Consider the following 12,360-nt stretch of genomic DNA (forward strand, 5'->3'; position numbering starts at 1 on the left):
CATGTCTTACAAGGAAAATGTGAAGTTGTTGAAACAAATGCGCAAATTGGCCTTGCTGGGCGGCGGGGAAGAAAAAATCAAAAAACAACACGAAAAAGGAAAGTTAACCGCTCGTGAACGCATCAAACTTTTGCTGGACGAAGGAAGTTTCGTCGAAATGGATATGCTGGTTAAGCACCGCACGCGTGATTTTGGTCTTGACAAACAGCGCGTGCCGGGCGACGGCGTGGTGACCGGCTATGGCTATATTGACGGTAGGCTGGTGTTTGTCTTTTCGCAGGATTTTACTGTTTTTGGCGGTAGTCTTTCCGAAACCTTTGCTTTAAAAATCACCAAAATTATGGATCAGGCGCTAAAAGTAGGCGCGCCGGTTATCGGAATAAACGATTCAGGCGGGGCCAGAATTCAGGAAGGCGTGCGCAGCCTGGCCGGCTATGCGGAGATTTTTTTGCGCAATACTCTGGCCTCTGGCGTGGTGCCGCAAATTTCGGCTGTGATGGGCCCCTGCGCCGGCGGCGCGGTCTATTCTCCGGCTATTACCGATTTTATTTTTATGGTGAAAAATACCAGTTACATGTTTGTCACCGGCCCCAATGTGGTTAAAACCGTGACGCATGAAGAAGTTAGCTACGAAGAGCTGGGAGGCGCCGAAACACATGCCAGCAAAAGCGGCGTAAACCATGTAACCTGCGAAAATGACGCGGAATGTTTACAACAAATACGCAAGCTTCTATCATATTTGCCCTCCAACTACCTGGAAGATCCCCCGAAAATCGAGAGCACAGACGATCCCAACCGCATTGACGATGAGCTGGATGAATTTATTCCGGAAAATCCCAACCAACCTTACGACATGCATCAGATCATTAAGCGGGTGATCGATAAGGACAGTTTCTTTGAAATTCATGCCGATTATGCCAAAAACCTCATCGTTGGTTTTGCCCGAATGGATGGCTTTTCCGTGGGAATTGTCGCCAACCAGCCGGAGCACCTGGCCGGCGTGCTGGATATCGACGCCTCGGTTAAAGGGGCGCGTTTTGTGCGTTTTTGCGACGCGTTCAATATTCCCATTATTACCTTTGAAGATGTGCCCGGATTTTTACCAGGCACCAATCAAGAGTGGGGCGGCATTATCCGGCATGGCGCCAAGTTGCTTTACGCCTTTTCGGAAGCGACCGTTCCCAAAATCACCGTCATTGTGCGCAAGGCTTACGGCGGCGCTTACGATGTGATGAGTTCCAAGCATATTCGCGGCGATGTGAACCTGGCCTGGCCCAGCGCCGAAATCGCGGTGATGGGGCCCAAGGGCGCCGCCGAAATCATCTTTAAAAAAGAAATCAGCAACGCCGAAGACCCGGAGCAAATGCTCGCTAAAAAGGAAGAAGAATATCGCGAAAAATTTGCCAATCCATTTCTTGCCGCCGAACTGGGCTATGTGGATGAAATTATTGAACCCAGATTTACGCGACAGCGTATAATTCAGGCACTGCACATGCTGCAAAATAAAGTGGATTCCAATCCGGCAAAAAAACATGGAAATATTCCCCTGTAATTTGTAATATTGCGTTGCCGGATGGAATGAGCTAAAAAGATTGCATCCGGCGCGCTGAAATTAATGTTTTAATAGAATTAGATAAATTGGAGTTTAAAACGGTCTTGGAAGCGCTAACATATTACGAAGGAAAATTACGTGTAGCGGATAAGGCCACGATTATTTATCAGCTGTTCATTTTAACCGTTATTTTCTTTAATTATCCCCGGATTCCCAATGGATTTTGGTTGATTTTAATCCATCTTGCCATCATTGCCTTTCTGTTATGGCTTCCGAATCTTGGCGGGGGGAAAATATTAAACTGGATCCGACTCTGGAATTTGGTGCCCATTATTTTGTTCAATTTTTCTGAACTGCACTTTATTGTGCACAATGTTCGTCCTCAGGACATGGATACGCTTTTGATCCAGATCGATAAAAATTTATTCGGCGTTCATCCAACCATCTGGCTGGAAAAATTTCATCATCCAATTTTAACAGAATACTTACAATTGGTTTACACAAGTTTCTATTTTTTACCGCTAATTCTGGCTGTTTTACTTTATCGGAAAAATCGGATGGAAGAGTTCGATTACTTTGCCTTTATCATAGTTTATGGTTTTTACCTGTCTTACCTGGGATATTTTATGGTGCCGGCAATTGGGCCGCGCTTTACACTGGATCATCTGCAAAGTTTTCCCCTGCACGGTTTATGGCTGTCCGATCATTTGCAGCATCTGCTGAACAGATTGGAAAACATTCAACGCGATGTCTTCCCCAGCGGGCACACAAAAATTACGGTGCTAACCATGTATTTTGCCGCCAGATATCATCGTAAATATTTTTACGTGCTTCTGATCATTGGCCCCAGTTTAATTTTTTCGACCGTCTATCTGCGCTACCATTACGTTATCGATGTAATCGCCGGTTTTGCCTTTGCCGCTTTTGTGATTGTTACGGCGCCGGCCTTTTATCGTTTGCTGAGCTGGCTGCAGTTTGTCCCATTAAGGAGTAGTGAGGAATGTGGTTAAAATCCGGAAACATTCTCCTTAAAAGAGAATTTGATTTCCAGAAAATAGCGGAGGCCAGGAAAACTCTTCCCGAATGGCAAAATTTGAGCGAGCGCATCTGGCATCCGGCGGGCATGCCCGATAAATTGGCCTTTACCATTGAATATGAAGGGAAGTTCGCAGGCTGTGTGGAGTTGGTGAATATTCGCTGGTTTAACCGTAAAGCGGAAATTACCATCTGGATTTTACCGGAATTCAGAGGCAAAGCGCTTGCTAAAGATGCGCTCGAAGGAATCGTAAAGCTGGCTTTTGAACAGTTCAATTTCCATCGTCTGGAGGCGGAAGTTTACGAATTTAATGAAAAGGCCAGGAACTTATTCACCAGCGCGGGGTTTGTAATCGAGGGAAAATTACGCGAAGCCAAGTACAGAGATGGTCGTTATTATGACATTATTCGATTTGGGTTGTTAAAAAAAGAATGGGAAACGAACTAAATTTTCTATGGATGGATTTTGACTCATGATTGAAACGCTCTTTGCTTTAATGGTTATTGGCTTTGTGGTCGGTTTTGTGTTTTCCATGCCTACCGCCGGGCCGATTAGTATTCTGGTGGTTTCTAACACGCTACATGACCAGCGTAAAAGAGCCATGTTTATTGCCATTGGCGGCGCCATTGTTGATTTTATTTACATCTTTATCATGGTTTTTGGGTTTACCAGATTGCTGACCAGCCATCAATGGATCATCAGCTACATTTTATTAATTGGCGCCATATTTATTTTTATTCAGGCCGTTAAGTTGCTGCGTTATCATGTTAAAATTAGTAACGGCAATGGTTCGGATAGTGTGGTTGATACGGCGCTAATCAAAAAGATCAGACACCATCACGGCCTTTACACCGGTTTTTTTGTGAACCTGTTGAATCCAACCATCATTTTCGGCTGGATGATTTCTTCGCTGGTGATTTTGTCTTTTGCCGCTTCGAACGGCGTTAATGTGGGCGGGATGGAATACGTATTTCTAAACAACGTGGAAGAGATAAAGGATCAGGCGGTTTTCAAAAACAGCGAACCTGAGAATTTAGTCGAGCAAATGGAAAAGAAAAAACATGAACCGCAGCCGCACACCTTTCACCAGGTCATTAACAGTCTGGATTATGCGCTTTCGGTGGCCTTTGGCACCGTTGTCTGGTTTTATTTGCTTACCGGGCTTCTGAAAAGGCACAAAGACAAAATACCGGAGCAATTTTTCAACTATCTGGTGCACGGCCTGGCGGTCTTTTTATTTTTAATCTCGGGCTATCTTTTGTTCGATAGTTTAAAACTGTTCCACATCATTTGAAGGGGGGCTTAAAACATGAAGGCTGTTAACCCTGCCAACAATCGGCTGATCAAAGAATATCCTGAACATGAAATGGCGGAAGTAAAACATATTATTAACCTGGCGCAGGAGGAGTATCATGCCTGGCGTCGGGTTTCGTTTGTTCAAAGAGCGGCCTTAATGAAAAATGCGGCTCATGTTTTGCGCAAGAACAAGGAAAAATTGGCGTTTTTGATTACGCAAGAGATGGGCAAAATTATCCGCGAATCGCGTGCCGAAGTGGAGAAGTGCGCCTGGGTTTGCGATTATTACGCTGAAAATGCCGAACGCTTTTTGACGGCAGAAATCATTGAAACCGATGCCGGCGAAAGCTACGTCTCTTTTGAACCGCTGGGCATTGTGCTGGCTGTAATGCCCTGGAACTTTCCATTCTGGCAGGTATTTCGCTTTGCCGCCCCGGCTTTAATGGCCGGAAATGCCGGTCTTCTGAAGCATGCCTCCAATGTGCCCGGCTGTGCGCTGGCCATTGAAAAAATTTTTAAAGAGGCCGGCTTTCCAGAAAATATTTTTCGCACCCTGCTGATTAAACCCAATTTGATTCCTGATGTTATCGGCGACCGTCATGTGCAGGCCGCCACCTTAACCGGCAGCGAACCGGCCGGAGCGGCCGTTGCAGCCCTGGCCGGCCGGGAGATTAAGAAAACCGTTCTCGAATTGGGCGGTTCTGATCCTTTTATTGTTTTACGGGACGCAGATCTGGACAAAGCGGTTCAAACAGCCGTACAGGCCAGGATGATCAATGCCGGTCAAAGCTGCATTGCGGCCAAACGATTTATTGTGGTTGAGGATTTGCTGCCTGCTTTTAAACAAAAAATGGCCGAAAAAATGCGCGCTTTAAAGGTGGGTGATCCGCAGGATGAATCGACCGACGTGGGGCCCTTAGCCAGGCCGGATCTGGTAAGAGACCTTGAACGGCAGGTGGAAAAATCCATTGAGCAGGGCGCCAGATTGCTGCTTGGCGGTAAGGCCATCGAAGGCCCCGGGAATTTTTATCAGCCAACAGTCCTTACAGATGTGAAAAAAGGCATGCCCGTTTACGAAGAAGAAACCTTTGGTCCGGTGGCGGCGATTATTCCGGTGCAGGATGAGGACGAGGCAATTGCGGTGGCCAATGATTCGCCATTCGGCCTGGGAGCAAGTTTGTGGACAAAAAATATTGAAAAAGGAAAAACTCTGGCCAGAGAAATCCGGGCCGGGGCCGTTTTCATCAACGGCATGGTTAAATCGGACCCCCGCCTGCCCTTTGGAGGTATTAAAAAATCGGGCTACGGACGTGAACTTTCTCATTATGGTATTAAAGAATTTGTAAACATTAAAACGGTATGGGTTGCTGAATGAAGAATTTAAGCGATTATTTTGAAAAGGCATTGCCCCTTAAAACCTACCTTTCGTATTTGGGCGATCAACGCGCCCTGCATGAACTCCATTACCGAAGAGCGCAGGTCGATGAGTTTTTGCCCGTTTCTTTACCGGAATTAAAAATTCTGGTCATTACCGAACCGTGGTGCGGCGATTCAACGGCTATTTTACCCGTTCTGCAAAAATTTTTTGAAAATAAACCGGCGGAAATCCGTATTGCCTTAAGAGATGAGCAGCCGGATTTAATGGATTTATTTTTAACCAACGGCGCAAGGGCCATCCCGATTGTGGCGGTTCTGGACAAAGAAGGCCGCTACCTGTTCCGTTTTGGTCCGCGCCCCGAAGCGGCGCGCCAGATATTCGAAAATTATCGTCCGTTGATTAACGAGGGGAAGATCGAAAAAGTTGAAGTTTTGAAAAAAATTCGCCAATTTTATGCAAAAGATCGAGGAAGGGCAATCTTAACAGAATTGGTGGAAAAATTGACGGCCGCCGATCATAAGAATGAAACAATTGAGGACGTATGAGAGATCAAAAAGAAATCGATTTTAGCGCAAAATTTATTAACATTGCGTTGAGCTTGATTGTGGTTTTTTTGGTCGTCTGGGTGCTGTACATCGGACGCTCGATTATTCTGCCCTTCTTAATCGCCCTGTTTCTGGGGTTTATTCTTGACCCCATTGTACAGTTCTTTACGCGACATAAAATCCCTTTGTTTTTGGCCGTGCTTATTACGCTTATTCTGTCCTTTGTTATTCTGTATCTGCTGGGATTGCTGGTTTATGCCAATGTGCAAATGTTTGTCGATCAGTTTCCCCGCTACCAGGAGCGGATGATTCAATCCATCGATAATTTTTTGATGAACTTTAATCAATTGTTAAGCCAATCAAAATATCAGGTGTACCTTGATCGATCAACCTGGAAACAGATCGACTGGATTTCGGCCATTAAAAATTTGAATATTACGGAAGGCGTTTTAAACAGCGTGGGTACGTTTTTAACATTTCTGTTTAAAACGGTTATTGTGATTATCTTTTTAGCCTATTTTTTAATGGGCAAGCGAAACATCGACGTAAAGATCAGGTTGGCCTTTGATCATACACAGGCCGAACGCATTATTTCCATCCTCAATAGCGTGACTACGCAGGTTCAGCGTTACCTTGGGGCAAAAACCGTTGTCAGTTTTTTAACTGGCGGTATCAGTATCCTCATCTTTCTGGCCTTTGGTCTGGATTTTGCCATCTTCTGGGGGTTTTTAATCTTTCTTTTTAACTATATTCCGAATATCGGTTCCATCATTGCCTCTCTTTTGCCGGTTATCTTTAGCCTGGTTCAATTCGGCTCGTTTTCCAAAGCCTTCTGGATGCTGCTGGCTTTAGCCGTGTTGCAAACCACGATGGGCAACCTGGTGGAACCGCGTTTAATGGGCCGCACGCTCAACCTCAGTCCGTTGATGGTGATTATTTCTTTGATCTTCTGGGGCTATTTGTGGGGCGTGGCCGGCATGATTCTGGCCGTTCCCATTTTAGCCACGTTGACCATTATCTTTGAAAATGTGCCGGAATTGCGTTTTTTAAGCGTCTTTTTAAGAGGCAAACCAAAATAAAAGGTTGTTACAGCCACTTCCACTTTTCCAGCGTGTTTTTGGCCCGCAGCAGGCCAATAATCGACATGGCGTCCTTGATGATCCCTTTTTCTACCATTGTCCAGGCTTCCGCAAATTTTACCTTACGCAGTTCCAGTTGCTCGGTATGATCGGGACTGGTTTTGCCTGCGGTCAAATCCCAGGCCAGGTAAAGGTAGGCCACTTCGTTGGTAAAGGAATTGGAAGTGTAAGCGCTGCCTAAATAGGCCCATTTAGATGCTGTGAAGCCGGTTTCTTCTAAAAGTTCACGTTGAGCGCCCTGAAAAATTGATTCTTTCGCTTGTCCGCCGCCTTCGGGAATTTCCCAGCTGTAGATGTTCAATGTGTAGCGGTATTGTCCAATCAAATAGGTAAAACCGTCGTTGGTAATGGGAACCACACCGATGGCCGGGTAGGGTTCAACCACGCCGTAAATTCCTTTTGTGCCGGTGGGCGTAATCACCTGATCTTCACGCAGACGAATCCAGGAGTTCTGGTAAACGAGTCGGCTGGAAATTTTCTGCCATGGATTTTTTGCGTATTTCATGTTCGCTCCGTTCACGCTTTCAGAATTTACTCGCACTGTGCGATTAATTTAAAAAATGTGGCATTCAGCGCAACCGAAAGTGATGAACGCTTAGCCGCTTTGAACAATCTGACGATTCCGTTGCCCCATTTTTGTTTTTGCAAACGCAACTAAGGATTCCTTTTCTTTTATGTCGGGATTCTTCATCCGATAAATAGGGTTCAGCATGACAATTGGCGTAGCATATCTTGCAAATTAATGGATGAAAGGTTATATTCAAATGAATATTTAATCCTGTCATTTAATCTTCTTTTTTGGCAAAAGTCGATTTTAGATAAAAGGAGTTATCATGACTCTCCGAATGATCTTACCTCTGATTTTATTGATTTTTTTTAAAATATTATTGGCCCAGGACAAGCAAGCCATTATCCGTTCGGGAAAATACTATTACGGTAGCGGAGGGCCAAAATCGCATTCCGTTGGTGCCATCATCGGATCGTTTCGATCGGCGGTAACCAACCGTATTAACAAATATCGTCAAACGCCCGGCGCCAAATTGTGGCAACGCAATTATTGGGAACACATCATCCGCGACGAAAACGAATTAAACCGTATTCGGCAATACATCAAAAATAACCCATTGAAATGGACGGATGATGATTATTTTGAAACGGTGTGAATGGTTTGGGGTGATGGACGTGGGGGCGACGCATTCGGTGGTGGGCGACGCCATCAATTGGGGTGGTGGATGATTGTGACGACGCATTTGGTAGGGGCGACGCATGCGTCGCCCCTACGATAACGACAACGACAACAATCACCACAACACGGTGGGATGAATGCGTCGCCCTTACGGTAACGACAACGACACCAATAAACAACAATAAATACAACAATAATGGACATTGTATCATGACCCATTACGATCCGCAAAAACACCACCGCCGGTCCATCCGGTTGAAGGGGTGGGATTACCGCTGTCCCGGTTATTATTTTGTAACCATGGTGGTACACAACCGGGAATGTTTGTTTGGTCGGGTGGTAAACGGGGAAATGGTGTTGAATGCATTTGGCGAAATTTGTAACCAATGTTGGTTGGCCATTCCCGATCATTTTGACAACGTAACATTGGACGAATGTCAAATCATGCCCAACCACGTGCATGGGATTATTGTGATTACGAAATGGATTGATGGTGTTGATACGGTGGATGGCGACGTAGGGGCGACGAATTCGGTAGGGGCGACGCATGCGTCGCCCCTACAACAATCACAACAAAATCCACACAACGGTGCACCGCGCGGGCCAAAATCGCATTCCGTGGGGGCCATTGTCGGTTCGTTTCGATCGGCGGTGACCAACCGCATTAACAAATATCGCCAAACACCCGGCGCCAAATTGTGGCAACGCAATTATTGGGAACACATCATCCGCGACGAAAACGAATTAAACCGTATTCGGCAATACATCAAAAATAACCCATTGAAATGGACGGATGATGATTATTTTGAAACGGTGTGATTGGTTTGGGGGGATTGGTGTAGGGGCGACGCATGCGTCGCCCCTACGACAACGGCAACAATCACCACAAAACGGTGGGATGAATGCGCCGCACATACCGAATGCGTCCCCCGACATTTTTTTTTGCATTTAAAAAAAATATTTGTTACTATTCATAGAAACAAAATGATGGGTCAAAAATATGGGAAAAATGGATTACAGCAGACCAAAAAAATTGTGGTGGAATTGGTTTAAAATTAAATAGGGTTCAGTCTTTTAATTTTAATGTAAAACTGGGCCCACTCTGAACGAGTGGGTTTTTTATTGGAGCAATGTTACTATGAATAGAAACATAGAGCAATCCGAAGTTGATTACTATTGTCAAAAAGCGACCTTTGACGAGGTGGCCAAAAGCGCCGTTAAAGGCCATCGCATCCCTGTTTATCAAATTTTGCATGCCGATTTTTTGACGCCGACCATGGTTTATGTCCGCTTGCGCCAGAAAAGTCCCTTTTCCTTTTTGCTGGAAAGTGTGATTAAGGGGGAGCAAATGGGCCGCTATTCGTTCATCGGCGCGCAACCAACCGATTTTCTAATCGAAAACGATGCGTCGATTTTTCAAAAGGATGGCCCCTTTTTTGAAAAATTAAACCAGCGGCTGACTCAAAAACCGGCCATACATTTGCCTGGTTTACCGCGCTTTAGCGGCGGCGCGGTGGGCTACATCGGCTATGATATGATCCGTCAGATTGAAAATATCCCGTCGCCCGGTGCGGATGCCCTTCCAATTCCGGACGCCGTACTCGGCTTTTTTGATGAATTGATCGCCTTCGATCATGTGAAAAATCAGGTCTTTTTAATTCGTTTGATCGATCCGGAGGCCGGCGATCTGAAAATCCTTTTTAAACAGGCCATGCAACGACTGGAAGCCCTGAAAGAAATGGTTGTGGCCGACCATTCCTTTTCGTTGCAGCCTTTCAACGTCAAAGATTACCGCATCCGCAGTAATTTTCAACCGGCCAATTATAAAAAAGCCGTGCACAAGGCTATCGAGCATATTTACGCAGGCGATATTTTTCAGGTCGTGCTTTCTCAGCGTTTTGCGCTTGATTTTACAGGCGATGTGTTTCAGGTTTACCGCGCTTTGCGCACCATTAATCCTTCTCCTTACATGTTTTTCATGGATTTCAAAGATTTTCAATTACTGGGCGCTTCGCCGGAGCCGTTGATTCGCCTTGAGGACGGCGAACTGGAGATTATTCCCATTGCCGGTACGCGTCCGCGCGGCGCCAGTGAAAAAGAAGATGGCCTGCTGGCCGATGAACTGTTGCAGGATCCCAAAGAACGCGCCGAACACATCATGCTGGTCGATCTGGCGCGCAACGATCTGGGCCGTGTTTCCAAACCAGGCACCGTACGCGTTGAAGACCTGTTAACCATCGAGCGCTATTCCCACGTCATGCACATCATCAGTCATGTTTTTGGGCGAATTAAGACCGGGGCAACCGCGGTGGATGCCTTTAAAGCCGCTTTTCCCGCAGGCACGGTTTCCGGCGCGCCAAAGATCAGAGCCATGGAATTGATCAATGAGTTGGAACCGTCCAAACGGGGCTTTTATGCCGGCGCCGTCGGTTATTTTGATTACGGAGGTAATATGGATACCTGTATTGCCATACGTACCCTGCTGGCTAAAAACGGCACACTGTACTGGCAGGCCGGCGCAGGCATTGTAGCCGATAGCATTCCCGAAAACGAATATCAGGAAACCTTGAATAAGGGAAAGGCCCTCTTTAAGGCCATTCAAAAAGCCGCAGGAGGAAACTGATGTTACTCTTTATCGATAATTATGATTCTTTTACGTACAATCTGGTGGACTATTTCGGGCAACTGGCGGATGAGATACGAGTGTTTCGCAATGACGCCATCTCCTTTGAAGAAATCGAAGCGTTGCAACCAGAGGGAATTGTGATTTCGCCCGGGCCCGGAACGCCGGAGCAATCGGGCGTCAGTCTTGAAGTTGTGAAACGATTGGGAGAAAAAATCCCCGTGCTCGGCATTTGTCTGGGGCATCAGGTCATTGGTCAGATTTACGGGGCAAAGGTCATTCGGGCAGATGAGCCAGTGCATGGGAAGGTTTCAGAAATATTGCACAAAGGTGATCTTTTGTTTACAGGAATCCCTTCTCCTTTCCCGGCGACGCGTTACCATTCTTTAGTAGTTGAATGGGATTCGTTGCCTGAAGAATTAGAGGTGATTGCTCACACCTCTGATCAGATCATCATGGCCATGCGCCATCGGCGCTTTTCGGTCGTTGGGATTCAATTCCACCCCGAATCCATTTTAACCAGAGATGGGATGAAAATGTTAAGCAACTGGTATCGTAGTATCAAAAAAGTCGAGGAAGCAATATGAAACAACTATTGGAGAAAATAGCCGACGGGCAGAATTTAACGCGCGCCGAAGCAAGAGAAGCCCTGCAAGCGGTGATTGACGAGCGTATTACCGCAGCTCAGGCTGGCGCTCTTTTGATGGGCTTGCGGCAAAAAGGGGAGAGCGTGGATGAGATCAATGGCTTTTTGGATGTGTTAAACGAACACAAAGTACAGGTTTTTCTGAAAGACGCGCAGGCAGTAGATGTTTGCGGAACAGGCGGAGATGGCAAGGGCACGTTCAATATTTCCACAGCCGTGGGATTTGTACTGGCGGCCGGCGGAGTGACCGTTGCCAAGCACGGCAATCGATCCATTTCCAGTAAAGCCGGCTCGGCAGACGTGCTGGAAGCTCTGGGCGTCAACATTAATCTGACGCCGGAACAGGCCAAACAATGCGCCGACGAAATTCAGATTACTTTCTTCTTTGCGCCGGCCTATCATCCGGCCATGAAAAAAATCGCTCCGCATCGTAAGAGTTTAAGCATTCGTACGGTTTTTAACATGCTGGGCCCATTGCTAAATCCGGCTAACGTTCGTCGACAATTGATTGGCGCTTTTAATCCGCAGGCCGCGGAGATGATGGCGCAGGTTCTACTGGAGCGCGGCCATGAACACGCTTACGTGGTACATGCCCGGGATGGGCTGGATGAGGTTTCGCCTTTTAGCAAAACCATCATTCACGAGGTCAAGCAGGGCGCGCGTCAGATTAAACGTTTTGAATTCAACGGCTTCGACGCCTCCGGTCCCTTTTCCGATATTGCCGGGCAAAGCGCGGAAGAGAATGCGGAAAAGATTTTACAAATCTTTAACGGGAAAAGGGGCGCCGACCGGGATGTTGTGGTTTTGAACAGCGCGTTTGCCTTTAAAGCGGCCGGCAGGGTTAGCGACATTGACGAAGGGATAGCGCTGGCCAGAGAGACGATCGATTCCGGCCAGGTGATCAAAAAATTAGCGCAGTTTGTAGAGATGAGTCACTCTTTTAACTAAAACGGAGTTCA

The 12,360-nt window shown here is 46.5% G+C and carries 13 protein-coding genes; 12 read left to right on the forward strand and 1 reads right to left on the reverse strand.

Features of this window, described 5'->3' with window-relative positions; translation table 11 throughout:
- Position 1: 1 nt before the first annotated feature.
- From Cabys_RS08780 to Cabys_RS08810, 7 genes are all read left to right on the forward strand, one after another.
- Positions 2–1,552, forward strand: coding sequence for an acyl-CoA carboxylase subunit beta (locus Cabys_RS08780; RefSeq protein ID WP_006929980.1), 1,551 nt, complete (start codon positions 2–4; stop codon positions 1,550–1,552).
- Between the two features lie 104 nt (positions 1,553–1,656).
- On the forward strand, positions 1,657–2,562 hold the full coding sequence (locus Cabys_RS08785; protein WP_006929981.1) for a phosphatase PAP2 family protein: 906 nt from the start codon (positions 1,657–1,659) through the stop codon (positions 2,560–2,562).
- Positions 2,553–3,035, forward strand: coding sequence for a GNAT family N-acetyltransferase (locus tag Cabys_RS08790; RefSeq protein ID WP_006929982.1), 483 nt, complete (start codon positions 2,553–2,555; stop codon positions 3,033–3,035). Before Cabys_RS08785 ends, Cabys_RS08790 begins: the two co-directional genes overlap by 10 nt.
- 25 nt (positions 3,036–3,060) lie before the next feature.
- Positions 3,061–3,882 (forward strand): LysE family translocator, encoded by an 822-nt coding sequence (locus Cabys_RS08795; protein WP_006929983.1) that lies wholly within the window; start codon positions 3,061–3,063, stop codon positions 3,880–3,882.
- A 15-nt stretch (positions 3,883–3,897) separates the two neighbouring features.
- The gene (locus Cabys_RS08800) at positions 3,898–5,259 is read left to right on the forward strand and encodes an NAD-dependent succinate-semialdehyde dehydrogenase (protein ID WP_006929984.1); all 1,362 of its coding nucleotides are present in this window, start codon (positions 3,898–3,900) and stop codon (positions 5,257–5,259) included.
- Positions 5,256–5,807: a thioredoxin family protein gene (locus tag Cabys_RS08805; protein WP_006929985.1), complete on the forward strand. Its 552-nt coding sequence runs from the start codon at positions 5,256–5,258 to the stop codon at positions 5,805–5,807. Before Cabys_RS08800 ends, Cabys_RS08805 begins: the two co-directional genes overlap by 4 nt.
- On the forward strand, positions 5,804–6,886 hold the full coding sequence (locus tag Cabys_RS08810) for an AI-2E family transporter (protein ID WP_006929986.1): 1,083 nt from the start codon (positions 5,804–5,806) through the stop codon (positions 6,884–6,886). Before Cabys_RS08805 ends, Cabys_RS08810 begins: the two co-directional genes overlap by 4 nt.
- A 7-nt stretch (positions 6,887–6,893) precedes the next feature.
- Here the strand turns inward: Cabys_RS08810 and Cabys_RS08815 are convergent, their stop codons facing one another.
- A complete protein-coding gene (locus Cabys_RS08815) occupies positions 6,894–7,451 on the reverse strand; it encodes an NUDIX domain-containing protein (RefSeq protein WP_006929987.1) in 558 nt (185 codons plus the stop codon).
- Positions 7,452–7,791: 340 nt separating this feature from the next.
- Here Cabys_RS08815 and Cabys_RS08820 point away from each other — a divergent pair, with 340 nt between their 5' ends.
- The 5 genes from Cabys_RS08820 (at position 7,792) to trpD (ending at position 12,349) form a co-directional block, all read left to right on the forward strand.
- Positions 7,792–8,109: a transposase gene (locus Cabys_RS08820; RefSeq protein WP_225868911.1), complete on the forward strand. Its 318-nt coding sequence runs from the start codon at positions 7,792–7,794 to the stop codon at positions 8,107–8,109.
- A gap of 233 nt (positions 8,110–8,342) precedes the next feature.
- On the forward strand, positions 8,343–8,951 hold the full coding sequence (locus tag Cabys_RS08825; protein ID WP_006929990.1) for a transposase: 609 nt from the start codon (positions 8,343–8,345) through the stop codon (positions 8,949–8,951).
- A 319-nt stretch (positions 8,952–9,270) separates the two neighbouring features.
- Positions 9,271–10,755 carry an anthranilate synthase component I gene (gene trpE / locus Cabys_RS08830; protein WP_006929991.1) on the forward strand — a complete coding sequence of 495 codons (1,485 nt, stop codon included), beginning with the start codon at positions 9,271–9,273 and terminating at the stop codon, positions 10,753–10,755.
- Positions 10,755–11,342, forward strand: a complete 588-nt coding sequence (locus tag Cabys_RS08835) for an anthranilate synthase component II (protein ID WP_006929992.1) — start codon at positions 10,755–10,757, stop codon at positions 11,340–11,342. Before trpE ends, Cabys_RS08835 begins: the two co-directional genes overlap by 1 nt.
- Positions 11,339–12,349, forward strand: coding sequence for an anthranilate phosphoribosyltransferase (gene trpD / locus Cabys_RS08840; protein WP_006929993.1), 1,011 nt, complete (start codon positions 11,339–11,341; stop codon positions 12,347–12,349). The genes Cabys_RS08835 and trpD overlap by 4 nt, the downstream gene beginning before the upstream one ends.
- The last annotated feature ends 11 nt before the right edge of the window (positions 12,350–12,360 follow it).

This window comes from Caldithrix abyssi DSM 13497 (assembly GCF_001886815.1).
Taxonomy (GTDB): Bacteria; Calditrichota; Calditrichia; order Calditrichales; family Calditrichaceae; genus Caldithrix; species Caldithrix abyssi.